Below are 23,739 nucleotides of genomic sequence, written 5' to 3'. Positions count from 1 at the left end.
TCATCCTAGACCGGCAGCACGGAGGCCACCAGCGTCTGCGTATAGGGATGTTGCGGGTCGTCCAGCACCTGGTCGGTCAGGCCCGATTCGACCACCGTGCCGCCTTGCATCACCATCAAGCGATGCGCGAGCAGGCGCGCCACGCCAATGTCGTGCGTGACGATCAGCACCGAAAGATGCAGCGTGCTCGTGAGCGTGCGCAGCAGGTCGAGCAGGCGCGCCTGCACGGACACGTCGAGACCGGCCGTGGGTTCGTCCATGAAGACGAGGCGCGGCCCCGTGACGAGGTTGCGCGCGATTTGCAGGCGCTGCTGCATGCCGCCCGAAAACGCCGAGGGCAATTCGTCGATGCGCTGGGCGTCCAGCTCCACGCGCTGCATCCATTGCTGCGCCGTGTGGCGGATCTGCCCGTAGTGGCGCGCGCCCACGGCCATCAACGGCTCGCCGATATTGGCGCCCGCGGAAACGCCGGCACGCAGGCCGTCGCGCGGATTCTGCTGCACGAAGCCCCATTCGGTGCGCGCTAGCAGGCGCCGGCGCGGCTCGGAAAGCGTGCGCAGGTCGAGCGTTTCGCCATTCGAGTTCGTGTAGTGCAGCGTGCCCGAGTCGGACTCCGTGCGCAGCGCGAGCGCGTTGAGCAGCGTGGTCTTGCCCGAGCCCGATTCGCCGACGATGCACAGCACCTCGCCGGGATACAGGTCGAAGCTCACGTCGCGGCAGCCGTTTCGGCCGCCGTACTGCTTCGTGAGCGATCTTGCGCTTAGCAGCGGCGTCATGCGTTTTCTCCTGCTTCGTTCGTTGCGTGCGCATCGAGATCTTCGCGGCGGTCGTGGCAGTAGTCGCTGTCCGAGCACACGAACATGCGCTTGCCCGCGTCGTCGACGATCATCTCGTCGAGGAAGCTTTCGCGCGAGCCGCACAGCGCGCATGCATGCTCCCAGCGCTGCACTTCGAATGGATGGTCGTCGAAGTCGAGGCTCTTTACCGGCGTGTACGGCGGAATCGCGTAGATGCGGCGCTCGCGGCCCGCGCCGAACAACTGCAGCGCGGCGTTCATATGGAGCTTGGGGTTGTCGAACTTCGGAATCGGCGAGGGCGACGTGAGATAGCGGCCATTCACCGTGACCGGGTAGTCGTACGTGGTGGCGATACTGCCGTGCTGCACGATGTCCTCGTAAAGCTTCACGCTGATGAGGCCATAGTCGGCGAGCGCATGCAGTTTCTTGCATTCGGCCACGCGCGGCTCCAGGCGGAACAGCGGCTCGGGCATCGGCACCTGGTACACGAGGATTTGCTTGTCGGTGAGCGGCGTTTCGGGAATGCGGTGCCGCGTCTGGACGATCGACGCCTCGCTCGTGCGGCGCGTAGTGGCCACGCCCGTGGTGCGCGCGAAAAAGCGGCGGATGTTCACGGCGTTCGTGGTGTCGTCCGAGCCCTGGTCGATGACCTTGAGCGTGTCCTTCGCGCCGATGATCGCCGCCGTCACCTGAATGCCGCCCGTGCCCCAGCCATACGGCAGCGGCATTTCGCGCGAGGCGAACGGCACCTGGTAGCCCGGCACGGCCACGGCCTTGAGCAGCGCGCGGCGCAGCATGCGCTTGGTCTGCTCGTCGAGGTACGCGAAGTTATAGCCCGAGACGGCCTGTGTTTCGTGCGACGCGAGTTCGGCTGCGGGAGATTGCAAGGTATCGGGCGCGTTCATGCGGCCTCCTTGTTTTGCGCTTCGGCGTCGACATCGGCGCCGCTTTCGTGCTGCGCGCGCAGCTTGCGCACGAGTTCCAGCTCCGCCTGAAAATCTACGTAGTGCGGCAGCTTCAGGTGTTGAACGAAGCCCGAGGCTTCCACGTTGTCGCTGTGCGAGAGCATGAATTCGATGTCCTGAGTCGGCGAGGCGATCGTCTCGCCCAGCTCCTCGGCGCGCAGCGCGCGGTCGACGAGCGCCATCGCCATGGCTTTGCGCTCCGCGTGCCCGAACGCGAGGCCATAGCCTTGCGTGAATTGCGGCGGCACGTCTTTCGCGCCCGCGAACTGGTTGATCATCTGGCACTCGGTCAGATCGATCTCGCCCATTTCGACGGGCTCATCGAGTTCGTCCAGCATCATTTCTACGCAGACCGAACCAAAACGGATCTCGCCCGCGAACGGGTGCGAATGCGCGTAGCCGCGCTGCGTGGCATAGCCCATCGCGAGCAGGAAACCCTCGTCGCCGCGGGCGAGATTCTGCAGGCGCACGGTGCGGTCGGCAGGAAACGCCAGCGGCTCGCGCGAGAGGTCGCCGGGTTCGCGCGCTTGCGGCGAGCGCGTTTCCTGTTCGATCAGGCCTTCCTTGTCGAGCAGCGAGACCACGCGCGGCATGGCCTCTGCGGGCGGCGTTGCGCGCGGCGCCTCGGGCGTGGCGGTCTCCGCGCTGTCGCCTTCGGCCAGCAGCGCGAAGTCGAGCAGGCGCTGCGTGTAGTCGTAGGTCGCGCCGAGCACCTGGCCGCCGGGCACATCCTTGAAGGTCGCGGAAATGCGGCGCTCCACCACCATGTTTTCCGTTTCGACCGGTTGCGTATAGCCAAAGCGCGGCAGCGTGGTGCGATAGGCGCGCAGCAAGAAGATCGCTTCGACGAGATCGCCTGCTGCCTGCTTGATCGCGAGCGCGGCGAGTTCTTCGTCGTAGACCGAACCTTCGGCCATCACGCGCGCCACGGCGAGGCGCATCTGTTCGCGGATCTGCGCAACGCTCAGCTCGGGCACGCGCGTGTCGCCGCGGCGTGCTTCGTCGAGCAGACGCCACGACGCTTCGATCGCGCGTTCCCCTCCTTTGACGGCGACGTACATCAGTGCATCTCCACGAGAGTGGTGCGCGGCAGGCCCATCAGACGGTCGCCACACACGAGATAGAAGTCGATGCCGCACGGGAAGTGCGGCGCGAGGGCGGCGCGTTCGCGCCAGAAGCGCTCGGGCAGGCCGGCGGGCGCGATGCTGCAGGTCGTTTCGATGCCAGGGCCGCGCAGCGTGAGCGGCGCGCCGCCCGTGAGCGAATCGACGCGCACGAACACGGTGGCCGACTGCTCCGGCGATTCGGGCGTGCCGCACGCGAAGGCTTCGAGCGGCGGCAGCGCGGCCGCGTTATGAACGTAGGCGAACGCGGCTTCGCGCGCTTCCTGCGCAAACGGCGCGCCTGCGTGAAAGCGCAGCGCGGCCGCGAGCGCGGCGTCGGGCTGGGCGAGCCAGACCGGCGTCGCGTAGTCCGCGAGTGCGAGCAGCGAGGCGAAGGCGGCGAGGCCGGCGCGCGCGGGCGAGGCATTCGCCGCCGTGGCCGCGGGCAGCGGCGTTTCGATGACGCCGATCGTGCCGGGGCGCGCGAGCGCGTCGAGCAGTGTGCGGAACACGGTCTGCGTGTCGTGAACGGGATCGCCGAAGCCGGGCGCGAGCGCCGCGAGCAAATCGGGCGTCATGGCATTGCGTTCGTTGCTCATGCATCACCTCGAACCATCGTGAAGAACTCGACCCGCGTGCTGGCGGCGTCGGCGCGGCGTGCGTTGCGTCGTGCGGCGAGGCGCGCCGCGAGCGGTTCGATCAGCTGCACGCGCAACTGGTCGTGGCGTGCGGGCAGCTGCAGCAGCGCGTCGGCGAGCGCGGCCAGCTCGGCGCGGCGTTTATCGCGGCCCAGATGGCAGGCCACGCCGACCGGGCCGGGCGCATTGGCATCGGCGCCTTCAATGCCATTGGCGGTTGAGGCGCGCAGACGCAGCGTGGCGCGCGTGACGGTGGCTTCGCCCAGATTGAAGGCGTCGCCGGTGCCGCCAATGCGCCCGCGGACCATGGCGAGTCCGGTTTGTGGCGGACGCAGCCAGTCGAAAGCGGGCTCGGGTGCACCGGCGAGCGCGTCGCTGAGCGCCGCTTCAAGCTCGGCGCGCGGGGTGTGCGCGAGAACGGCCATCCATGCGCGCCGGGTGGCCGTCGCGGAGGATGGGGTGGAGGAAGCGTTCATCGGAGTTCCTGTGTCGTGAACGGGTGAGAACGGACATGGCAACTGCGCCTGGCGAACAGCCCGGGTCTGCACATCGATTGAACCATCTATTCATCTAAACGTCTAGACGTTTAGTGGTACAGTCGTCCAACGCGAGCGCAACGGAGGTTTTCATATTTCCATCACGCCCTGCGCACTACAATGCACAAAACGCTATTGGAACCGAGAGGAATGACAGCACCATGACATCGAACGACGAGGCGCCGTCCAGCCTGCTTGAGCGCGGCGCGGGGGTGGCGGTGTGGCGGCAGATCGAACAGATCCTCGCGGCGGAGATCGCTGCGAAGGGCTTCGGCGAAGACGGCCGGCTGCCTAGCGAGGGCGAGCTTGCGCGCCGCTTCGACGTGAACCGCCACACGGTGCGGCGCGCGATGCTGGGCCTCGCGGCGCTGGGCCTCGTGAGCGTGGAGCAGGGGCGCGGCACCTTCGTGCAGCCCGGCGCAATCGATTACACCATCGGCAAGCGCACGCGCTTTACGGAGAATCTGAAGCGTCATCAGCATGCGGCGGCGGGCAAGCTTCTCGCGTCGTCGCGCGGCAAGGCGGACCCCACGGTCGCCAAGGCGCTCGGGCTGCGCGCGGGCGCGCTCGTGTACCGGCTCGAAACGCTGCACGAGTCGGACGGCGTGCCGCTCACGTATGCGCGCAGCTGGTATCCCGCCGCGCGCTTCGCCGATCTGCCCGTCGTCATGGAACGTGTCGACAGTACGTCGAAGGCGCTCGCCGAATACGGCGTGACGGACTATCTGCGCAAGTGGAGCCGTATTGGCAGCGTGCTGCCCGATGCCGAAGTGGCGCGCCGCCTGAACATCAACCGGCAGCAGCCGGTGCTGTGGGTCGAGAACGTCGACGTCGATCTCGATGGCGTGCCGATCAAGTACGGCGTCACGCACTTCGCCGCCGACCGCGTGCAGCTGATGGTGGAGCACGACCTATGAGCGTGCTGCACGAAGCCTGGAGCGAAGCCGCGCGCTTCGCGCTTTACTATGCGCCGCCGCGCGAGTCGGCGTGGTGGCAGGCGGGCTGCGCGTGGCTTGGCCGCGATCCGGAAACGGGCGACACCCTCGCGCCGCCGCCGTGGCTCACCGGCTTGCCGCAGCCGCTGGAAACGCTCTCGGTCGCGCCACGCCGCTATGGCTGGCACGGCACCCTTGTGCCGCCATTCCGTCTGTCGCGAGGCGTGACGCCCACGGCGCTCCTTGCCGCCGCACGGCAGTGGGCGCAGGAGCAGGCGCGCTTCGAGGCCCACGTCGAAGCGGCGTTGCTCGGCCGCTTCGTGGCGCTGCGCCCCGCCGACGACGCTGGCGAAACCGCGCTGCGCGAACTGGCAGCCAACGCACTGCGCGCGCTCGGCTCGCTGCGCGCTCCACAAACGCCCGCCGAACTTGCGAAGCGCCTGGACGCGCCGCTCACGTCGCGCCAGCGCGCGTACGTCGAAGCGTGGGGCTACCCGTACGTGTTCGAAGAATTCCGCTTTCACATGACGCTATCCGATTCGCTGAACGACGCGCAAACGTGCGCACAACTCGTCGATGCCTGGAACGCGCGGATGCGCGATGCCGGCCCGCTGCCGGTGCAGGGCGCGGCGCTCTTCGTCGAACCCGAGCCGGGCGCGCCGTTCGTGCTGTGGCGCCGCCTGCCGTTCGCGGGGGAGCGCGCATGAAGGGCGGTCTGATCTACGTCATGGGGCCTTCGGGCGCGGGTAAGGACACGCTGCTGCGGTACGCGCGCGAGCGCCTGTCCGGTCAGGACGTCGTGTTTGCGCATCGCTACATCACGCGCGAGGACAGCGGCGGCGAGAACCACGTCGCGCTCACCGAAACCGAGTTCGAGGCGCGCTCGCAGCGCGGCCTCTTCGCGCTGCAATGGCGCAGCCATGCATTGCACTATGGCGTGGGCGTCGAGATCGACCAGTGGATGACGCTTGGCTGCACCGTCGTGGTGAACGGCTCGCGTGCCTACGCCGGCGAGGCGTTCGAGCGCTACCCGCGCATGACGCTCGTGCATATCGAAGCCGCGCAGCACGTGCTGGCCGCGCGCCTCGCTTCCCGCGCGCGCGAAACGCCCGAGCAGGTTGCGGCGCGCCTCGCGCGGCGCGCGCCGTTCGAGGTGCCGGCGGGCGCGGCGTTCGCGCGTATCGACAACTCCGGGCATCTGGAGGAAGCGGGCGAGGCGTTCGTCGAACTCGTGCGGCAGGCGGCGGCGGGGTAGCCAGCGCCGCGCTTAACAGCCGCTTAAGGGCTCGACCGGGCTGGGGGATTTTTGGTTGGGTGCGGTTGCCGTGAGAAGATTCAGGCGACCCGAGAACTCAACGAGAATGCCCTTGGACCGTTTCCAGGAGATGCAGATTTTCACGCGCATCGTCGACCGCCGCAGCTTCACGCAGGCGGCCGAGGATCTGAACCTGCCGCGCGCGACGGTCACCAATTCGATCAAGCGTCTCGAAGCGCGCCTGGGCGTGCGCCTGCTCGAGCGCACCACGCGCCAGGTGAAGCCGACGCTCGACGGCGACGCCTATTACCAGCGCTGCATGCGCCTGCTCGCCGACCTCGAGGAAACCGAGGAGGCGTTTCGCGACACCGATCCGCAGGGGCGTTTGCGCGTGAACATGCAGGGCACGCTCACGCAGTATTTCGTGATGCCGCGCCTGCCCGACTTTCTCGCGCGCTACCCGCGCATCGAGCTTTTTATCGGCTCGGGCGACCACTTTGTCGATCTCGTGCGCGAGGGCGTGGACTGCGTGCTGCGCGCGGGCGAGCTGGCCGACTCGTCGATGATCGCGCGGCGCGTGGCGCTGCTCGAGCAGGTGACCTGTGCGAGCCCCGCGTACCTTGAACGGCACGGCGACCCGGAGTCGATCGAGGCGCTCGCGGGCACACGCACGGAACATCCTGGCCGCGCAGGTCATCGGGCCGTGAACTATGTTTCGCCGGCTACGGGCCGTGCACTTCCGCTCGAATTCACGACACCCGAAGGTGTTGTCAACGTGACGCTGCCGGGTCCGGTCGCCGTGAATGGCGCGGAACTCTACACGTCGGGCGCGCTGGCGGGGCTCGGTATCGTGCAGGTGCCGCGCTATCGCGTGCGCGAACTGCTCGCCAACGGCGAGCTTTGCGTGGTGCTGCCTGACCACCCGCCGCCGCCGTTGCCAGTTTCGGTGCTGTATCCGCAGAACCGCCAGCTGTCGCTGCGCGTGCGCGCTTTCGCGGACTGGCTCGTGCAGGTGTTTGCCGAGGTCGCCTGAACTGGCTTCGAGCGCGCCGGGCGGCGCGCTCAGTTGCGAGAAGTGGCGGGAAGCGGCGAACAGTCGCCTTCAGGTGCGCCGCGCGACCATGCCGGACACGCGCGCCGCGGCTTGCTGGAGCGGATCGAGGAAGGTCTTCACCATCTGCTTGGCGGAAGTGCGCTGCGCGTTGCCGCTGATGTTCATCGCGGCGATCACGCGGCCTTGCCGGTTGCGAATGGGCGCGGAGATCGAGATGAGCCCGCCTTCCAGTTCCTGATCGACGATCGCCCAGCCCTGCTGGCGCACCTGCGCGATGATCTTCTTGAGTTCGCCGACGTCGGTGACCGTGCGCGCCGTATGCGCGTAGAGCGGCGAGGAGCCGAGCGTTTCGTCGAGCGCGGCGTCGTCGAGCGAGGCGAGCAGCACACGCCCCATCGAGGTGCAATACGCAGGCAGGCGGCTGCCGATCGAGAGGTTGATCGTCATGATCTTGTGCGTGGGCACGCGCAGCACGTAGACGATCTCGGTGCGGTCGAGCACGGCCGCCGAGCAGCTCTCGTGCACCTCCTGCGAAAGCGCCTCCATCACCGGCTCGGCGAGATTCCAGAACGGCATCGACGTGAGGTACGCGAAGCCGAGGTCGAGAATGCGCGGAGTGAGGCGAAAGAGCCGCCCCTCCGCTTCGACGTAGCCGAGCGTCTGCAGCGTGAGCAGAATTCGGCGCGCCCCGGCGCGCGTGAGGCCCGTGGCGGCGGCGACGTCGGTCAAGGTCTGCTCGGGATGCTCGGCGTTGAACGCGCGGATGACCGAAAGCCCGCGCGCGAACGACTGCACATAGGAGTCGCCCGGCTTTTCGGGGATCTCCTGCTGGTCGGCGGAGCGGTTTGGCGAGGCACTGGAAGCGGAATTCATGGGCGTGGCGGTCGATCTTGCTGCGGCGCTTGGATAGGCTATCAAGATAGCGCAAGCGATCGGTTTCGCCAACAAGCGGCGGGGTCGAAGGGGGCACAAACCTTCGGGGCGGGGCGCCCGAGCAAACGTCGATCGCGCGGTGTGCCATGACATGCGTCAAATGCGCACATTGGATCAATTGACATTCAATTATTTGATTTCAGTCAATTAGCTGTGGTCGAAAAATATTGACGTATGAGCCGATTATTTAAGTCTGAATATTGGCATGTCATGACATTAAAATCAGGATAAAAGCGACGTCGAAATTCGAATGAATTGGCATATTTTCTGACAATTCATCGATCGCACCGCGCATCGCTTCGATCCCCTTCTTTGCCTGCGCGCGCGCTGGGTGCCGCGCTGAAACCGCCGCACCGTGGTCGTTTGCGAGATGAAAGCTATTAGAAAGATAATTGCGGCTTTCCGTCGCGCTTGCCTGGGCGAGCTTTGTCCCGCTCGCGAATCCTTAGCAAAGATCAAATTTTGAGATTGGTGCTTTCCGTAGAATCGCGCTGAATACGATACGGGTGCATTTTGCGTGGCGATTTTGCGATGCAAATGTGTTGGGTGTTTCGCGTTTTGGTGGACAACGGAAGAACAGGCAAACATGAAAGACAGAAAAGCCTTTAAAAGGTGGTTAATCCCCCTCGGCAGCGGGCTGCTCGTTTCTCTTGCGGGGTGCAGCGGCAATTTCGCCGTGCTGGACCCGAAGGGCAGCGTGGGCGCGGCCGAGAAGTCGCTCATCCTCACGGCCACGTGGGCCATGCTGCTGGTCGTGGTGCCCGTCATCATCCTGACGCTCGTGTTCGCGTGGCGCTACCGCGCTTCGAACCGCAACGCGACCTACGCGCCGAAGTGGGCCCACTCCACGGTGATCGAAGTGGTGGTCTGGGCCATTCCGGCCGCGATCATCCTGTTCCTCGCCATCCTCACGTGGCGCACCTCGCACGAGCTCGATCCGTACAAGCCGCTGGAGTCGAGTGTGAAGCCCATCAACGTCGAAGTCGTCGCGCTCGACTGGAAGTGGCTCTTCATCTACCCGGACCTCGGCATCGCCACGGTGAACCAGCTTGCCGTGCCGGTGGGCACGCCGGTCAACTTCCGCATCACGTCGGACGCGGTGATGAACTCGTTCTTCATCCCGCAGCTGGGCACCCAGGTCTACGCCATGGCGGGCATGCAAACGCGTCTGCACCTGATCGCCGACGAAGCCGGCGATTTCGACGGTCTCTCGTCCAACTACAGCGGCAAGGGTTTCTCGGACATGAAGTTCCGCACACTCGCCACGAGCCAGCAGGACTTCGACGCGTGGGTGCAGAAGGTGAAGGCGTCGTCCACCCAGCTTTCGATGGACGAGTACGCAACGGTTTCGCAGCCGCAGGAGAAAGCGCCGGTGCAGTACTTCTCGACCGTCGACCCGAAGCTCTTCAATAACATCATCGCGAAGTACAACAACGGGCACGTCACGAATTTCGACCCGTCTTGCGTGACCAAGGGGTAAGCAGCATGTTCGGAAAACTCACATTAGAGGCGATCCCGTTCGATCAGCCCATCATTGTGATCGCGGCGGCGTTCATGGCGCTGATCGTGATCAGCGCGCTCGGTCTCGTTACGGTGACTGGCAAGTGGAAGTACATCTGGACCGAGTGGCTCACCAGCGTGGACCACAAACGCATTGGCGTGATGTACATGATCGTGGCGGTGCTCATGCTCGTGCGCGGCTTCACCGACGCGGTCATGATGCGCGTGCAGCAGGCCCTGGCGTTCAATTCGCCCGGCTACCTGCCGCCACACCACTTCGACCAGATCTTCACGGCGCACGGCGTCATCATGATCTTCTTCATGGCGATGGCGCTCATGGTCGGTTTCTTCAACCTTATCGTGCCCCAGCAGATCGGCGCGCGCGACGTGGCGTTCCCGTTCCTGAACTCGCTCTCGTTCTGGATGACGGTGTTCAGCGCGATCCTCATTAACCTCTCGCTCGTGATCGGTGAGTTCGCGAAGGTGGGCTGGCTTGCGTATCCGCCGCTTTCTGAGCTGCAGTTCAGTCCGGACGTGGGGGTGGATTACTACATCTGGGCGGTCCAGCTCTCTGGCGTCGGCACCTTGATCACGGGCGTGAACTTCTTCGTCACGATCATCAAGATGCGCGCGCCGGGCATGACGCTCATGAAGATGCCGGTGTTCACGTGGACGGCGCTGTGCTCGAACGTGCTCATCATGGCCACGTTCCCGATCCTCACGATCGCCGTGGCGCTGCTCGGCCTCGACCGCTACGTCGGCACGCACTTCTTCACGAACGACGGCGGCGGCAACGCCATGCTGTATCTGAACCTGATCTGGGCGTGGGGCCACCCCGAGGTGTACATCCTCGTGCTGCCTGCGTTCGGCATCTATTCGGAAGTGATGGCCACGTTCTGCAAGAAGCCGCTGTTTGGCTACAAGACGATGGTCTACGCCTCGTGCGCGATCATGGTGCTGGCGTTCCTCGTGTGGGCGCACCACTTCTTCACGATGGGCTCCGGTGCTGACGTCAACGCGTTCTTCGGCATCGCGACGATGATTATCGCCATTCCAACCGGCGTGAAGATCTTCAACTGGCTGTTCACGATGTACCGCGGCCGCGTCCACTTCACCGCGCCGGTGCTCTGGACCATCGGCTTCATGGTGACGTTCTCGATCGGCGGCATGACCGGCGTGATGATGGCGATTCCGGGTGCGGACTTCGTGCTGCACAACTCGCTATTCCTCGTCGCGCACTTCCATAACGCCATTATCGGCGGCGTGGTGTTTGGTTACCTCGCGGGCCTGCAGTACTGGTTCCCGAAGGTGTTTGGCCTGAAGCCCAGCGAAAAGCTCGGCAAGGCGTCGTTCTGGTGCTGGTTCATCGGCTTCTACGTGGCTTTCGTGCCTATCTATGTGCTCGGCTTCATGGGCGCCACGCGCCGCACGAATCACTACGACGTGCCGGAATGGCATCCGTACTTCGTCGTTGCCGCCATTGGTGCAGCGATCATCGGGCTCGGTATCGTGTTGCAGGTCCTGCTGTGGGTGATGGCTTTCGTGAACCGCAACAAGGCTGAGTGCCAGGACGTGAATGGCGATCCGTGGGACGGCCGCACGCTCGAATGGGCAACGTCCTCGCCGCCGGCGGTCTACAACTTCGCGGTCATTCCGCAGGTTGAAGAGATCGACGCCTTCGCGCATATGAAGGAAACGGGCCGCGGGTACGGGCTCGCCGCGAAATACACGGACATCCATATGCCGTCCAACACGGCGGCGGGCCTCATCATCGGCATTCTTAGCCTCGTGCTGGGCTTTGCCGCCGTGTGGCACATCACGTGGCTTGCGGTGCTCGCCTTCGTCGGCATTGTGCTGACGATCATCATCAAGAGCTTTGGCAAGAACGACGGTTACTACATTCCGGCCGCGAAGGTCCGCGAGATCGAGGAACGGCGCTTCGGCACCGGCGTCGCCGTGGCCAAGCGTGATCTGGTCGCCGAGGAGGCAATCTGATGTTGCAGAAAACCAATGCGGCAACCCTTGCCGAACTCGATCACCACGATCATCCTGAGTCGCACTCGGTATTCGGCTTCTGGGTCTACCTGATGACCGACTGCGTGCTGTTCGCGGCGCTGTTCGCCACGTTCGGCGTGCTGGGTCACCAGTTCGCGGGCGGCCCGACGGGCAAGGACCTGTTCGATATTCCGGGTGTTGCGCTCGAAACGGCCGTGCTGCTGCTTTCGAGCATCACATACGGCTTTGCGATGCTCGGCGCGCAGCAGCGCAAGAACGGCATGGTACTCGGCTGGCTCGCTGTCACCTTCGTGCTGGGTGCGTCGTTCCTCGTGCTCGAACTGCGCGAGTTCTCGCACCTGATCGCAGAAGGCGCCGGCCCGCAGCGCAGCGCGTTCCTTTCGTCGTTCTTCACGCTTGTCGCCACGCACGGCCTGCACGTGTTCTTTGGCCTCGTGTGGATGCTCGTGATGATGATCCAGGTGGTTCGCGCGCGGCAGCTTGGCGAGCAGGAAATCCGCCGCCTCACGTGCCTGAGCCTCTTCTGGCACTTTCTCGACGTGGTGTGGATCTGCGTGTTTTCTTTTGTCTATCTGGGGAGCGTGCTCTAAATGGCTCAATCTCATGCTCATGCAGAGTCGCACGGCAGCCTCGGCAGCTATGTGGCGGGCTTTATTCTTTCGGTGCTGCTGACTGCCGGTGCATTCGGCGTTGTCCTGCAAGGCTCGCTCGACGCCACCACGGCCATGATCGCCATCGCCGTGCTTGCCTTCGTGCAGGTGGTCGTGCATCTCGTGTTCTTCCTGCATCTGAACACGTCGCCGGGGCAGGGCTGGAACGTGCTGTCGCTTGCGTACACGGTGCTGGCCGCCGCGTTCCTGATCTTCGGCACGATCTGGGTCATGCACAACGTCGGCATGCACATGATGTCGCGTTAAGCGTTTGACGCACCGGCCGGCGCTTCGCGCCCGCCTGAAACCGCGAAGCCGCACGGGCACCCGCCCTGTGCGGCTTTTTCGCTTTTGGCGCCACATGTCCGCGTGCTTGACACTCGTCCCGGGACGCGCCTATTATGGCCGTCAAATTGTTCGATAAACGATCATTAGTTCGACAGTCGAACAAATCGCACGAGGACGTGCGCGATCGATCTCCCATTTTCGCCCGCGCAGTCCGTCAATCTCAATCATCTTTGCATGGGATCGCATCAAGTGCCTGCGATCGAAAGGAGACTCACATGACGGAAGCATTCATCTGCGACGCGATTCGCACGCCTATTGGCCGCTACGCGGGCGCGCTTGCCCAGGTTCGCGCCGACGACCTCGGCGCCGTGCCGCTCAAGGCGCTCATGGAGCGCAACAAGGACGTGGACTGGACGGCGGTCGACGACGTCATCTACGGTTGTGCGAACCAGGCGGGCGAAGACAACCGTAACGTCGCGCGCATGTCGTCGCTGCTGGCTGGCTTGCCGCAAGCCGTGCCGGGCTCGACAGTGAACCGCCTGTGCGGTTCCGGCATGGACGCTGTGGGCATCGCCGCGCGTGCGCTCAAGTCCGGCGAAACGGGGCTGATGATTGCGGGCGGCGTGGAAAGCATGAGCCGCGCGCCGTTCGTCATGGGCAAGGCGGCGAGCGCCTTCGCTCGCGACGCCGCGATCTACGATACGACGATTGGCTGGCGCTTCGTCAATCCGCTGATGAAGCAGCAATACGGCGTGGACTCGATGCCGGAAACGGGCGAGAACGTCGCGGTCGACTACAACGTGAGCCGTGCCGATCAAGACGCGTTTGCGGTTCGCAGCCAGCAAAAGGCGGCGCGCGCGCAGGCCGACGGCACGCTGGCGCAGGAGATCGTCGCGGTGACGATTGCGCAGAAGAAGGGCGATCCGATTGTTTTCTCGCGTGACGAGCATCCGCGTGAGACGAGCCTCGAAGCGCTGGCCAAGCTCAAGGGCGTCGTGCGCCCGGACGGTTCGGTCACGGCAGGCAATGCTTCGGGTGTGAACGACGGCGCTTGTGCGCTGCTGCTCGCCAATGAGCAAAACGCCACGCGCTTCGGGCTCGTGCCGCGTGCGCGCGTGCTGGGCATCGCAACTGCCGGCGTCGCGCCGCGTGTAATGGGCATCGGCCCCGCGCCCGCTACGCAGAAGCTCCTCGCACGTCTGAACATGACCATCGATCAGTTCGATGTCATCGAGTTGAATGAAGCTTTTGCTTCGCAAGGGCTCGCTGTGCTGCGCATGCTCGGCGTTGCCGATGACGATCCTCGTGTCAATCCTAATGGCGGCGCGATTGCGCTTGGGCATCCGCTTGGGATGAGCGGCGCACGGCTCGTGACGACCGCCACGTATCAGCTCCATCGCACGCAAGGGCGCTTCGCGCTTTGCACGATGTGTATCGGCGTGGGACAGGGGATTGCGATTGCTATCGAGCGTGTCTGATTTTCGGTCGCTCTGAAACGCGAAAGCCGCGGATCGATTGGATCCGCGGCTTTTTTGTTGTGCCGTGCGCCCTGGTTTTTCCTTGGGGCGGTGTTGCTCAGGTTGGGTCGGCCAGGTGCGGCAGCGACGGCAACGCCGAACGGTCTGCCGCTCTGGCGACGCCCTTGTCACGGTCCGCCGAGATGTGGCTGTTGGTTTCGCTCAAGCCCCGCTCGCTCATATGGCTTGCCGATCTTCCGTCCGCATGGAGACTGTGGCCGCGCGCGTGATGTCCCGCCCGGTCGCCCGCTCGCGCGAGTCCCTTGTCACGGTCCGCCGAAACGTGGCTGTTCGTGTTGCTGAACCCCGTGTGGCTCATATGGCCAAATGACATCCCATCCGCATGGCCAACACCCGCGCCCAACGCGGCGCCATGGCCGTTTCCACCACCGTTCCCGCCACCGCTGCCACCGCCGCTGCCACCGCCGTTCCCGCCTCCGTGCGCATAAGCCGTAGCCGAAGCGCAAGCCAGCAAGCAGGCCACCGTTGCAATGATCGTTCGTGCTTTTCTCACGTTTGTCTCCCTAACGCTTTCGACGCGTCGATTGTATGAGCAGCACCGGTCGCAAGGTGTGCCCCATGTGTAATCGTCTGTAAGTGCTGTATCGAGTCTGTTGGTGTTGTCTCTCGTTGCGGTTGCACGACAGTGCTGGACGTTTGGTGTGCCAACTTACAAAAGCCCGCGACATGGCTCTCCTGCATCCTGGCTGGGCAATCTCGTGTGCGGCGCAAGGGATTCCACTCATATCGGTCTGCCATCCGCTGGTGCACTGCGTCGGTGCGCATCTCTTTTCGTGAAGATAGTCGTGCAATCAATCAAAATTATCTCGGTCAGCGGCAAGTATTCTGACTAAACGACAGAAATAGTGCTGAAAAACAGGTGTAAAAAATATGGATACCTAAATAATGGAGAGATTTCGGGATCGCTATGAAAACGCTTCCGTCTAGTGTGGAAACGTTTCCGGCTGCTTCCCGCATTGCTATACGTTAAGCACATGTCAATGCACACTGCAAAGCCGTGCGAAAAAAGTATTTCGCGCTACGCAATAAATACGCGCTTCGTTTCAACGCGCAATCTCGGAGGAATTTGATCACCCGCAAACCCCTGGGAAATCATCCGTATTCATTGCCGATCGCTTGATCCGCTTCCGGCCACGTAGCGTCCCCGTTTTAGGCGCCGCGCGTAGAATCGGTCGCACTTCGGCGCCACACGCCGATGCAAATATGGCAGTCAATTCAAACCGGTTTGATGAGGAGAATGCGAATGACGAAGGCAGCGATTCTGGCGGCGGCATGGGTAGTGGGCGTAGGCATTTCGCAGGCGGCGTTCGCGCAAAACGACGCGCCCGCGTCGGCGCCGCAAGGGCAAAGTGCGCTTGCCAGCGCAGCGCAGGAAGTGATCGCCAACGCAGAGCCGGTGCATATTCACGCGAAGATCGTCGGCATCGATCGCGCTGCGCGCGTCGTCACGCTGCGCGGCCCGCAAGGCAATGAAGTCGATATCGCACTCAGTCAGCAGGTGAGCAACTTCGATCAACTGAACGTGGGCGACACGGTCGACGTGCTCTACAAGAACGCACTGCTCGTGACCGCCGAAAAGATCACGGGCAAGGACAAGGGCATTCGCAAGCGCGTGGATACCAATGTCTATTTGCCCGCGTCGTCGGGTTACGACGCCGCGCGTCAGGTCGAAGTTCAGGCCACGGTACAGCATATCAACGCGAAGAAACGTGAAGTGACGCTGCGCGGCGCGTATCAGACCGTCACGCTCCAGGCCACGCCCGATATCGACCTCAAGACCTTGAAGGTCGGCGACACGATCCACGCCGTGTTCGTTTCCGCTTACGCGACGCAGGTGACGCCGGCCGGCGCCGCGCAGTAAGCATAAAAAAGCCGGCGCATAGTGGCGCCGGCTTGTGCGATCCGAACGGGCGCCTCGGAAGGCGCCCGTTTTTTTCGTGGGCTTACATGCCCGCCATGCACATGTACTTGATGACCACGTAGTCATCCACGCCGTAGTGCGAGCCTTCGCGGCCCAAGCCCGACTGCTTCACGCCGCCAAACGGCGCGACTTCGTTCGAGATCAGGCCGGTGTTGATGCCCACCATGCCGTATTCGAGCGCTTCAGCTACGCGCCACACGCGGCCGATGTCACGGCTGTAGAAGTAAGCGGCGAGACCGAACTCGGTATCGTTCGCCATCCTGATCACCTCTTCATCCGACGAGAAGCGGAACAGCGGCGCGAGCGGACCGAAGGTTTCGTCGCGCGCAACCTTCATCGCAGGCGTGACGCCGGTGAGGATGGTCGGCTCGAAAAAGCCGTGGCCGAGCGCATGGCGCTTGCCGCCTGCGATCACCTGGGCGCCTTTCGCGAGCGCGTCCTCGATATGCGATTCCACCTTCAGCACGGCCGCTTCGTTGATGAGCGGACCTTGCGTCACGCCGGCCTCCGTGCCGAGGCCGACCTTGAGCTTTTCAACGGCGTCGCGCAGTTTGGCCGCGAACGCGTCGTACACGGCGTCGTGCACATAGAAGCGGTTCGTGCACACGCAAGTCTGGCCGCTGTTGCGATACTTCGATGCGATGGCGCCGGCTACAGCGGCATCGAGATCGGCGTCTTCGAACACGATGAACGGTGCGTTGCCGCCCAGTTCCAGCGAGACCTTCTTGACGGTCGAGGCGCACTGGCTCATGAGCAGGCGGCCCACCGGCGTCGAGCCCGTGAACGAGAGCTTGCGCACGGTCGGGTTGCTCGTGAGTTCGCCGCCAATCGCCTTCGGGTCGCCCGTCACCACGCTGAAGATACCGCGCGGCACGCCAGCGCGTTCGGCCAGCACGGCCAGTGCGAGCGCCGAGAACGGCGTGGCTTCGGCGGGCTTGAGCACGATCGGGCAGCCTGCCGCGAGCGCGGGGCCGACCTTGCGGGTGATCATCGCGGCGGGGAAGTTCCACGGCGTGATCGCGGCGCACACGCCCACCGGTTCCTTCGTCACGACAATGCGCTTGTCGTTGGCGGGCGTGGGGATCGTGTCGCCGTAAATGCGCTTGCCTTCTTCCGCGAACCACTCGAGGAACGACGCGGCATAGCCGATTTCGCCCTTCGCTTCGGCGAGCGGCTTGCCTTGTTCCGTGGTGAGGATCAGCGCGAGGTCATCGGCGTTTTCCATCATCAGATCGTGCCACTTGCGCAGGATGCTGCTGCGCTCCTTCGCGGTCTTCGCGCGCCATGCGGGCCATGCGGCATTGGCGGCGGCGATCGCGCGGCGCGTTTCGGCCGCGCCCATGCGCGGCACCGTGCCGATCAGCGCGCCAGTGGCGGGATTCTTCACTTCGAACGTTGCGCCGTCTTCGGCGCCTTGCCATTCGCCGTTGATATAGGCGTTGGTTTGCAGCAGCGATGCGTCTTTCAGATTCATGCCCGAGCTCCCGGTAGGCGTAGATTCGATTCGTTTAGAACGACGAACGGCACAGCGGCAAGCGCCGGTGTGCCGTTTCGTGGATGGCCCGCGTCATAGTCCACTGCACGCGGGCCTCAAAGTTGTGAAGGCTTACGCCGGCACGCCCACGGCTTCCTTGATCGACTCTTCGAGGATCGCGAGCGCTTCGTCGAACACGGCGTCCTGGATCGTCAGCGGGAACAGGAAGCGCACGACGTTCGAGTACACGCCGCACACGAGCAGCAGCAGGCCGCGGTTCAGCGCTGCGGTTTGCACGCGCTTGGTGAAGTCGGCGTCGGCTTCGTTCGTGCCGGGCTTGCAGAACTCCACGGCGTTCATCGCGCCCGGGCCGCGCACGTCGACGATTTGCGGCACGTCGGCCTTCATCGCGTTGAGCTTGGCCTTGAGCTTGTCGCCGAGCTTCGTGGCGCGCTCGCAGAGCTTTTCCTCTTCGATGATCTCGATCACGGCGTGCGCCGACGCCACGGCCAGCGGGTTACCCGCGTACGTGCCGCCGAGACCGCCAGGCGCTGCAGCGTCCATCACTTCCGCGCGGCCCACCACGCCCGACAGCGGCATGCCGCCGGCCAGGCTCTTGGCGATCGTCATGAGGTCAGGCGTGACGTCGTAGTGCTCCATCGCGAACAGCTTGCCGGTGCGCGCGAAGCCCGTTTGCACTTCGTCGGCGATCAGCAGGATGCCGTGCGTGTCGCAGATCTTGCGCAGGCCGCGCACGAAGTCTGCCGGCGCCTGGTAGAAGCCGCCTTCGCCTTGAACCGGTTCGAAGATGATCGCGGCCACGCGCTTCGGATCGATATCGGCCTTGAACAGCATTTCGATGTGCTTGAGCGAGTCAGCCGTGCTGATGCCGTGCACCGAGTTCGGGTACGGCGCGTGGTACACGTCGGCCGGGAACGGGCCGAACGCGAGCTTGTACGGAGCGACCTTGCCCGTGAGCGCCATGCCCATGAGCGTGCGGCCGTGGAAGCCGCCTGCGAAGGCGATCACGCCCGGACGGCCCGTGTGGGCACGTGCGATTTTCACGGCGTTTTCAACGGCTTCGGCGCCGGTCGTGAAGAACGCGGCTTTCTTGGCGAAGCTGCCCGGTGCGCGCTGGGCGATCTTCTCGGCCAGCGAGACATACGACTCGTACGGCACGATCTGGTAGGCCGTGTGCGTGAAGTGGTCGAGCTGCGCCTTGATGGCGGCGACGATCTTCGGATGGCGGTGGCCCGTGTTGCACACGGCGATGCCGGCGGCGAAGTCGATGAAGCGGCGGCCTTCCACGTCCCACAGCTCGGCGTTTTCAGCGCGCTCGGCGTAGAAGTCGCACATCACGCCCACGCCGCGCGGGGTAATGGCGTTCTTGCGGCTTTGCAGATCGGCGTTCTTGCTCACGTTCATCTCCTGTGGAATCGGTGTCAGTTCTAGGGTTGGTTGGCGGACCGGCAAACAGTCCATGTCGCGACTATACTCACGTTTGGCTCTAAATTTCAGAGCCATTCAGTGCAATATTTAGGAGCCAATTTCGATGCGTGCGAGTGTTCTCTCCGATTGGCTGGCCCAACGGCTCGACCGCGGCAGCGCCCAGCCGGTGTACCGGCAGCTGCACAAGCTGCTGCAGCAGGCGATCCTTTCGCGCGAGCTGCCAGCCGGGGCACGGGTGCCGTCGTCGCGGCTGCTGGCGGCGGAGCTGGGGATTGCGCGCAATACCGTGACGCAGGTCTACGAACAATTGGTGCTCGAAGGCTATGTCACGTCGGCCACGGGGCGTGGCACCTTCGTGGCCGATACGTCGCCCGACGAGATCGTCGGGGCGACGGAAATTGGCTCTGTTCAGACGCGGAAAAATAGCGATATTTCAGGAGCCGTGCCGCATGGCGGGGTCGTTGCAACTAACAGCCAGATCGCGCACGGCACGGAATCAGTCGCTGCGGTGGCGTCTGGCGTTGCAGCGGCAAGCGGCCCGGAGACCGTCGCCGCCGGGCATTCGCAGCGCCCCGCGGCGCGCTCGCTCTCGGTTCGCGGCGCGCGCCTGATCGGAAGCGCGGGCGTGTCGAAGCGCCAGGGCGGCGCGTTCATGCCGGGCGTGCCCGATGTCTCCCGCTTTCCCTCGCGTGTCTGGACGCGTCTGCACAACAAGTACTGGCGCAGCCTGCGGCCGGACCTGCTGACCTACGCGCCCGGCGGCGGCCTCGCGCTGCTGCGCCACGTGCTCGCCGACTATCTGCGCACCTCGCGCTCGGTGCGTTGCTCGCCGGAGCAGATCATCATCACGACGGGCATTCATCAGTCGGTGGACCTGGCCGTGCGCCTGCTCTCCGACCCCGGCGACACCATCTGGACCGAAGACCCGTGTTACTGGGGCGTGCGCAGCGTGTTGCACGTCTCGGGCCTCAATACGCGGCCGATCGCCGTGGACAGCGAGGGCCTCAACCCGTCGCCTGACGACTTCGCTGCGCCGCCGCCGCGGCTCATGCTCGTCACGCCTTCGCACCAGTATCCGCTCGGCATGGTGATGAGCCTCGCGCGCCGCCGCATGCTGCTCGAGTACGCGCGCCAGCACCAGTGCTGGATCATCGAAGACGACTACGACAGCGAGTTCCGCTACGGCAGCCGCCCGCTCGCCTCTTTGCAGGGGCTCGATACGGCCGGGCAGGTGATCTATGTGGGGAGCTTCGGCAAGACGCTCTTTCCGGGCTTGCGCGTGGGCTATCTCGTTGCGCCGGAAGCGCTCGCGGAAAGCTTCGCGACAGCGAGCGCGGAGTTGTATCGCGAGGGGCAATTGCTGCAGCAGGCCGTGCTTGCGGAGTTCATCGCCGAAGGGCATTTCACCTCGCATATCCGCAAGATGCGCGCGCTCTACGGCCAGCGCCGCCAGGTGCTGCTCGACGCCGTTTCGCGCCGCTACGGCGACGCGCTGCCCGCCATGGGCGGCGACGCTGGCCTGCACGTCGTCATGCAATTGCCAGAGGGCAGCGACGACCGCGCCGTGGCCGAAGCCGCGCTCGCGCGCAATATCGTCGTGCGGCCGCTTTCGGGGTATTACTCGTCGCGCGAGCGCGCGAACCCGGGCTTGTTGATCGGCTATGCGTGCGTGCCCGACGAGGAAATCGCGCCGGCGTTCGAAACGCTGGCCGAGGCGATCGATACGACGCTACCCGCGTTCGTGTGAGCGACTACGGGCCGATCACAGCCGGATCAGCACCGCGCCGCAAGTGACCAGCGCGCACGCGACCATGCGGCGCGCCGTGAGCTTCTCGTTCATGAACAGCCAGCCGATCAGCACGGCGAAGATCGACGAAAGCTCACGCAGCGCGGAAACCATCGCGATAGGCAAGAAGCGGAACGCTTCGATCACGAGGCAATACGCCGTGAGGGCGAGTACGCCCGCGAGCATGCCGCGCGCGACCGCGGACTTCGAGGTGAACATCTGCGCCGCGCCGCCGCGCAGCTTGCAGACCACGAGAAACTGCGGGACGTTCCAGAGCAGATACACCCACATGATGTAGCTCATGCCGTTGCCGGCGAGGCGCGCGCCGATGCCGTCGATGACCGAATACATCGCGATGAAAAGGCCGGTGAGCAGCGCGTAAGGCACGCTCTCGCCCGAAAAACGCATGCCGCGCCGGAAGGCGAGTGACATGATGCCGAGCGAAACGAGTGCAACGCCCGTGGCCGCGAGCGCATGCAGTGCTTCGTGCGCGAACATGAGCGCGCCCCCGAATACGAGCATCGGCGAGAGCCCGCGCGCAATGGGGTAGATCTGCCCGAAATCGCCGCTGCGATAGGCGCGGATCAGCGTGAAGCAGTACACGAACTCGAGCACCACTGAAGCGGCGATGTACGGCCAGCTCGCCTGCGCAGGCAGCGGCAGCACGCACACGGCGATCGCGCTCACGACAATGTACGGAACCGAGAACATGCCGAGCAGCCAGAGGCGGTCGCCCGAAAGATGGAGGAAGGCGTTCCAGCTCGCGTGCATGAGCGCCGAGAGCAGGACCAGCAAGACGACGAAACTGGCCATTGGGCAGCGGATTGGATCGATGGGTTAGGGCGGATGCGGGCCGTTGCGGCCGCAAGGAAGCGATTATTCCACCGATTGCCCGCGATTGCCACAAATTGCCACAAATCGCCAGAAAAGAGGATGCGCGAGCCGTTTTATCAGGATTCTGTTCTGGCTCGCGCGGGGTGAGGTGAGCGTTGGGTCGAACTGCGGTGTCAGATCACGCGCGCACGCAGTCTTGCGGAGATGAGATCGATGGCCGTGACGACGACGATCACCATGATGAGCACGGCACTGGTCTGCTGATAATCGAACGAGCGGATTTCCTCGTACAGCACGACGCCGATGCCGCCCGCGCCCACCATGCCCACCACCATCGCCGAGCGCACGTTCGACTCGAACCGGTAGAGCGCGTAAGAGATCCACAGCGGCATGACCTGGGGCAGCACGCCGTAGATGATCTCGTCGAGCGGCGAGGCGCCCGTGGCGCGCACGCCTTCCACGGGGCGCGGGTCGATGGCTTCCACGGCTTCGGCAAAGAGCTTCGCGAGCACGCCCGTGGTATGCACCCACAAGGCGAGCACGCCTGCGAACGGCCCGAGGCCCACGGCCACGATGAAGAGCATCGCGAACACCATCTCGTTGATGGCGCGGCACGCGTCCATCAAACGCCGCACGGGATGCAGCACCCACGCGGGCGCGAGATTGTGCGCCGACATCAACCCGAACGGCACCGCACAGACAATGGCGAGCGCCGTGCCCCACAGCGCCACCGCGACCGTGACCCACATTTCGTGGGCGTACGTGCGCCATTCCGTGAAGTCCGGCGGGAAGAAGCCGCGCGCGAACGTGCCCATGTTCGCGGAGTCGGAGAAGAGGTCGAGCGGGCGCATGTCGGCGCCGCGCCACGCCACGCCGAGCAGCACGAACACGATGGCCCAGAGCGCGAGCGAGGACCAGCTGCGCTTGCCTGCCTGCTTGCTCGCCGCAAGGGCGGCCGCCGCTTGGGCCGCTTGCGGCGCGGCGGCGGTTGGCGTCGCCGCCGGTCCGGCGACGGGCTCGGTAACGTCGGCCTGCCGCACGGCGCGTGAGCGGTCGAAATCCATTGCGCCCATTACTGCTTCGCGAGTGCGCCAATCTTGGCGTCAATGGCCGCGATCTGGCTCTTGCGGTCGTCGTCGGAGAGATTCGTGTTGGCGGCGATCTTCTCTTTCTGCTGGAACAGCGCGACCTGGCGGATCGGCAGGAGCTGCGCGTCGGTGGCGGGCGCGAAGCCTGCATAGCCGGTGATGTCGGCCATGATCTTCTTCTCGCGCGGATCGGTCTTCGCGTAGTGGTAGAAGAAGTCGCGCAGCTTTTGCTTCGTGGCTTCAGGCAGATCCTTGCGATACACGAGCGGATCGGACGGAATGAGCGGCGAGGTCCACAGCACGCGCACCTGCGCAAAGCGGTCCGGGTGCTTCTGCTGCAGCGTGGAAAGCTCGATGCTGTTGTTGGTGGCGATATCGACCTTGTTGTTCACCACGGCGAGCAGGTTCGCTTCATGGCTCGACGGCAGCACGGTCTTGAAGTTCGTCGCGTTCACCGAAATGCCATGCTGCGCGAAGAGGTAGTAGCCCGGAATCAGCGTGCCCGAAGTCGAATTGGGGTCGCCCCAGCCGAGCGTGAGATCCTTAGTATTCTTGAACACATCGTCGATCGTCTTCACGCGGCTGTTCACGTTGGTGATGAGCACCGACTTGTAGCCCGTGTCGCCGTTCGCGTAGAGCACCTTCGCGAAGATCTCGCCATTCGAGCGGTCCACGGCTTCCATGGCCGAAGCATTGCCGAAGTAGCCGATCTGCACCTTGTTGAAGCGCATGGCTTCGATGATGCCCGAGTAGTCGGTGGCGAAGAACGCCTTCACGTTCAGGCCGGTCTGCTTGTTCAGGTCGTCGATGAACGGTTGCCAGCGTTGCTTGAGCACCGCCGACGAATCGGTCGAGATGATGCCGAAGCTGAGGTCTTCCGCGTGAGCGGCCGCGCTGCCGAGCGAGGCAAACGCGACGGCGCCGGCGGCGCACCAGGAGAGCATGGAGCGGAGCAGTTTCATTGGGGCGGTCCGTGGTG

Annotated in this window: 23 protein-coding genes; 11 read left to right on the top strand and 12 right to left on the bottom strand. The window is 64.5% G+C overall.

Annotated features, from left to right (window positions below):
- Window positions 1-5: 5 nt before the first annotated feature.
- The 5 genes from phnK to phnG are packed head-to-tail and all read right to left on the bottom strand — an operon-like array spanning window position 6 to window position 3,979.
- Entirely contained in the window at window positions 6-776 is a 771-nt protein-coding gene (gene phnK, locus U5A65_RS07875) for a phosphonate C-P lyase system protein PhnK (RefSeq protein WP_321945967.1), read from the bottom strand.
- Window positions 773-1,702 (bottom strand): alpha-D-ribose 1-methylphosphonate 5-phosphate C-P-lyase PhnJ, encoded by a 930-nt coding sequence (locus U5A65_RS07870; RefSeq protein ID WP_321911518.1) that lies wholly within the window; start codon window positions 1,700-1,702, stop codon window positions 773-775. The genes phnK and U5A65_RS07870 overlap by 4 nt, the downstream gene beginning before the upstream one ends.
- Window positions 1,699-2,823: a carbon-phosphorus lyase complex subunit PhnI gene (locus U5A65_RS07865; protein ID WP_321911516.1), complete on the bottom strand. Its 1,125-nt coding sequence runs from the start codon at window positions 2,821-2,823 to the stop codon at window positions 1,699-1,701. Before U5A65_RS07865 ends, U5A65_RS07870 begins: the two co-directional genes overlap by 4 nt.
- Window positions 2,823-3,464 carry a phosphonate C-P lyase system protein PhnH gene (gene phnH, locus U5A65_RS07860; RefSeq protein ID WP_321911515.1) on the bottom strand — a complete coding sequence of 214 codons (642 nt, stop codon included), beginning with the start codon at window positions 3,462-3,464 and terminating at the stop codon, window positions 2,823-2,825. Before phnH ends, U5A65_RS07865 begins: the two co-directional genes overlap by 1 nt.
- Window positions 3,461-3,979, bottom strand: coding sequence for a phosphonate C-P lyase system protein PhnG (gene phnG / locus U5A65_RS07855; protein WP_321945966.1), 519 nt, complete (start codon window positions 3,977-3,979; stop codon window positions 3,461-3,463). Before phnG ends, phnH begins: the two co-directional genes overlap by 4 nt.
- A gap of 221 nt (window positions 3,980-4,200) precedes the next feature.
- On the opposite strand from phnG, the gene phnF reads away from it, so the two are divergent.
- From phnF to U5A65_RS07835, 4 genes are all read left to right on the top strand, one after another.
- On the top strand, window positions 4,201-4,956 hold the full coding sequence (gene phnF / locus U5A65_RS07850; RefSeq protein ID WP_321911513.1) for a phosphonate metabolism transcriptional regulator PhnF: 756 nt from the start codon (window positions 4,201-4,203) through the stop codon (window positions 4,954-4,956).
- The gene (locus U5A65_RS07845) at window positions 4,953-5,681 is read left to right on the top strand and encodes a DUF1045 domain-containing protein (protein WP_321945965.1); all 729 of its coding nucleotides are present in this window, start codon (window positions 4,953-4,955) and stop codon (window positions 5,679-5,681) included. The genes phnF and U5A65_RS07845 overlap by 4 nt, the downstream gene beginning before the upstream one ends.
- Entirely contained in the window at window positions 5,678-6,229 is a 552-nt protein-coding gene (gene phnN, locus U5A65_RS07840; RefSeq protein ID WP_321934077.1) for a phosphonate metabolism protein/1,5-bisphosphokinase (PRPP-forming) PhnN, read from the top strand. Before U5A65_RS07845 ends, phnN begins: the two co-directional genes overlap by 4 nt.
- A gap of 112 nt (window positions 6,230-6,341) precedes the next feature.
- Window positions 6,342-7,262 carry a LysR family transcriptional regulator gene (locus U5A65_RS07835; RefSeq protein WP_321911508.1) on the top strand — a complete coding sequence of 307 codons (921 nt, stop codon included), beginning with the start codon at window positions 6,342-6,344 and terminating at the stop codon, window positions 7,260-7,262.
- Window positions 7,263-7,331: 69 nt separating this feature from the next.
- Here the strand turns inward: U5A65_RS07835 and U5A65_RS07830 are convergent, their stop codons facing one another.
- Window positions 7,332-8,156 (bottom strand): IclR family transcriptional regulator, encoded by an 825-nt coding sequence (locus tag U5A65_RS07830; protein ID WP_321911506.1) that lies wholly within the window; start codon window positions 8,154-8,156, stop codon window positions 7,332-7,334.
- Between the two features lie 646 nt (window positions 8,157-8,802).
- Between U5A65_RS07830 and cyoA the strand changes: the two genes are divergently transcribed.
- The 5 genes from cyoA to pcaF all read left to right on the top strand — a co-directional run bounded on the left by cyoA (window position 8,803) and on the right by pcaF (window position 14,148).
- On the top strand, window positions 8,803-9,696 hold the full coding sequence (cyoA, locus tag U5A65_RS07825; RefSeq protein WP_321911505.1) for a ubiquinol oxidase subunit II: 894 nt from the start codon (window positions 8,803-8,805) through the stop codon (window positions 9,694-9,696).
- A gap of 5 nt (window positions 9,697-9,701) precedes the next feature.
- On the top strand, window positions 9,702-11,711 hold the full coding sequence (cyoB, locus tag U5A65_RS07820) for a cytochrome o ubiquinol oxidase subunit I (RefSeq protein WP_321911503.1): 2,010 nt from the start codon (window positions 9,702-9,704) through the stop codon (window positions 11,709-11,711).
- Window positions 11,711-12,322, top strand: a complete 612-nt coding sequence (gene cyoC / locus U5A65_RS07815) for a cytochrome o ubiquinol oxidase subunit III (RefSeq protein WP_321911501.1) — start codon at window positions 11,711-11,713, stop codon at window positions 12,320-12,322. Before cyoB ends, cyoC begins: the two co-directional genes overlap by 1 nt.
- On the top strand, window positions 12,323-12,649 hold the full coding sequence (cyoD, locus tag U5A65_RS07810; protein ID WP_321945964.1) for a cytochrome o ubiquinol oxidase subunit IV: 327 nt from the start codon (window positions 12,323-12,325) through the stop codon (window positions 12,647-12,649). It begins immediately after the preceding gene.
- A gap of 296 nt (window positions 12,650-12,945) precedes the next feature.
- Window positions 12,946-14,148: a 3-oxoadipyl-CoA thiolase gene (pcaF, locus tag U5A65_RS07805; RefSeq protein ID WP_321945963.1), complete on the top strand. Its 1,203-nt coding sequence runs from the start codon at window positions 12,946-12,948 to the stop codon at window positions 14,146-14,148.
- Window positions 14,149-14,245: 97 nt separating this feature from the next.
- Here pcaF and U5A65_RS07800 read toward each other — a convergent pair whose 3' ends face one another.
- Window positions 14,246-14,701: a hypothetical protein gene (locus U5A65_RS07800; protein ID WP_321945962.1), complete on the bottom strand. Its 456-nt coding sequence runs from the start codon at window positions 14,699-14,701 to the stop codon at window positions 14,246-14,248.
- Window positions 14,702-15,451: 750 nt separating this feature from the next.
- On the opposite strand from U5A65_RS07800, the gene U5A65_RS07795 reads away from it, so the two are divergent.
- Window positions 15,452-16,069: a hypothetical protein gene (locus tag U5A65_RS07795; protein WP_321934079.1), complete on the top strand. Its 618-nt coding sequence runs from the start codon at window positions 15,452-15,454 to the stop codon at window positions 16,067-16,069.
- Window positions 16,070-16,151: 82 nt separating this feature from the next.
- On the opposite strand, the gene gabD is transcribed toward U5A65_RS07795, so the two are convergent.
- A complete protein-coding gene (gene gabD / locus U5A65_RS07790) occupies window positions 16,152-17,603 on the bottom strand; it encodes an NADP-dependent succinate-semialdehyde dehydrogenase (protein ID WP_321911492.1) in 1,452 nt (483 codons plus the stop codon).
- A gap of 132 nt (window positions 17,604-17,735) precedes the next feature.
- Window positions 17,736-19,028: a 4-aminobutyrate--2-oxoglutarate transaminase gene (gabT, locus tag U5A65_RS07785; RefSeq protein WP_321911491.1), complete on the bottom strand. Its 1,293-nt coding sequence runs from the start codon at window positions 19,026-19,028 to the stop codon at window positions 17,736-17,738.
- Window positions 19,029-19,155: 127 nt separating this feature from the next.
- Here gabT and U5A65_RS07780 point away from each other — a divergent pair, with 127 nt between their 5' ends.
- Window positions 19,156-20,799, top strand: coding sequence for a PLP-dependent aminotransferase family protein (locus U5A65_RS07780; RefSeq protein WP_321934080.1), 1,644 nt, complete (start codon window positions 19,156-19,158; stop codon window positions 20,797-20,799).
- Between the two features lie 15 nt (window positions 20,800-20,814).
- On the opposite strand, the gene U5A65_RS07775 is transcribed toward U5A65_RS07780, so the two are convergent.
- From U5A65_RS07775 to phnD, 3 genes are all read right to left on the bottom strand, one after another.
- Window positions 20,815-21,651, bottom strand: a complete 837-nt coding sequence (locus U5A65_RS07775; protein ID WP_321945961.1) for an EamA family transporter — start codon at window positions 21,649-21,651, stop codon at window positions 20,815-20,817.
- Window positions 21,652-21,845: 194 nt separating this feature from the next.
- The gene (gene phnE / locus U5A65_RS07770) at window positions 21,846-22,736 is read right to left on the bottom strand and encodes a phosphonate ABC transporter, permease protein PhnE (protein ID WP_321945960.1); all 891 of its coding nucleotides are present in this window, start codon (window positions 22,734-22,736) and stop codon (window positions 21,846-21,848) included.
- Between the two features lie 8 nt (window positions 22,737-22,744).
- Entirely contained in the window at window positions 22,745-23,722 is a 978-nt protein-coding gene (phnD, locus tag U5A65_RS07765; protein WP_321911483.1) for a phosphonate ABC transporter substrate-binding protein, read from the bottom strand.
- Between the last annotated feature and the right edge of the window lie 17 nt (window positions 23,723-23,739).

Source organism: Paraburkholderia sp. J10-1, assembly GCF_905220165.1.
Lineage (GTDB): Bacteria > Pseudomonadota > Gammaproteobacteria > Burkholderiales > Burkholderiaceae > Paraburkholderia.
This window is presented reverse-complemented; position numbering and strand designations above follow the sequence as displayed.

Bases quoted from the DNA above. Each gene is read 5' to 3' on its own strand.
- phnK (WP_321945967.1), bottom strand. From the start codon at position 776: ATGACGCCGCTGCTAAGCGCAAGATCGCTCACGAAGCAGTACGGCGGC.
- U5A65_RS07870 (WP_321911518.1), bottom strand. From the start codon at position 1,702: ATGAACGCGCCCGATACCTTGCAATCTCCCGCAGCCGAACTCGCGTCG.
- U5A65_RS07865 (WP_321911516.1), bottom strand. From the start codon at position 2,823: ATGTACGTCGCCGTCAAAGGAGGGGAACGCGCGATCGAAGCGTCGTGG.
- phnH (WP_321911515.1), bottom strand. From the start codon at position 3,464: ATGAGCAACGAACGCAATGCCATGACGCCCGATTTGCTCGCGGCGCTC.
- phnG (WP_321945966.1), bottom strand. From the start codon at position 3,979: ATGAACGCTTCCTCCACCCCATCCTCCGCGACGGCCACCCGGCGCGCA.
- phnF (WP_321911513.1), top strand. From the start codon at position 4,201: ATGACATCGAACGACGAGGCGCCGTCCAGCCTGCTTGAGCGCGGCGCG.
- U5A65_RS07845 (WP_321945965.1), top strand. From the start codon at position 4,953: ATGAGCGTGCTGCACGAAGCCTGGAGCGAAGCCGCGCGCTTCGCGCTT.
- phnN (WP_321934077.1), top strand. From the start codon at position 5,678: ATGAAGGGCGGTCTGATCTACGTCATGGGGCCTTCGGGCGCGGGTAAG.
- U5A65_RS07830 (WP_321911506.1), bottom strand. From the start codon at position 8,156: ATGAATTCCGCTTCCAGTGCCTCGCCAAACCGCTCCGCCGACCAGCAG.
- cyoA (WP_321911505.1), top strand. From the start codon at position 8,803: ATGAAAGACAGAAAAGCCTTTAAAAGGTGGTTAATCCCCCTCGGCAGC.
- cyoB (WP_321911503.1), top strand. From the start codon at position 9,702: ATGTTCGGAAAACTCACATTAGAGGCGATCCCGTTCGATCAGCCCATC.
- cyoC (WP_321911501.1), top strand. From the start codon at position 11,711: ATGTTGCAGAAAACCAATGCGGCAACCCTTGCCGAACTCGATCACCAC.
- cyoD (WP_321945964.1), top strand. From the start codon at position 12,323: ATGGCTCAATCTCATGCTCATGCAGAGTCGCACGGCAGCCTCGGCAGC.
- pcaF (WP_321945963.1), top strand. From the start codon at position 12,946: ATGACGGAAGCATTCATCTGCGACGCGATTCGCACGCCTATTGGCCGC.
- U5A65_RS07795 (WP_321934079.1), top strand. From the start codon at position 15,452: ATGACGAAGGCAGCGATTCTGGCGGCGGCATGGGTAGTGGGCGTAGGC.
- gabD (WP_321911492.1), bottom strand. From the start codon at position 17,603: ATGAATCTGAAAGACGCATCGCTGCTGCAAACCAACGCCTATATCAAC.
- gabT (WP_321911491.1), bottom strand. From the start codon at position 19,028: ATGAACGTGAGCAAGAACGCCGATCTGCAAAGCCGCAAGAACGCCATT.
- U5A65_RS07780 (WP_321934080.1), top strand. From the start codon at position 19,156: ATGCGTGCGAGTGTTCTCTCCGATTGGCTGGCCCAACGGCTCGACCGC.
- U5A65_RS07775 (WP_321945961.1), bottom strand. From the start codon at position 21,651: ATGGCCAGTTTCGTCGTCTTGCTGGTCCTGCTCTCGGCGCTCATGCAC.
- phnE (WP_321945960.1), bottom strand. From the start codon at position 22,736: ATGGATTTCGACCGCTCACGCGCCGTGCGGCAGGCCGACGTTACCGAG.
- phnD (WP_321911483.1), bottom strand. From the start codon at position 23,722: ATGAAACTGCTCCGCTCCATGCTCTCCTGGTGCGCCGCCGGCGCCGTC.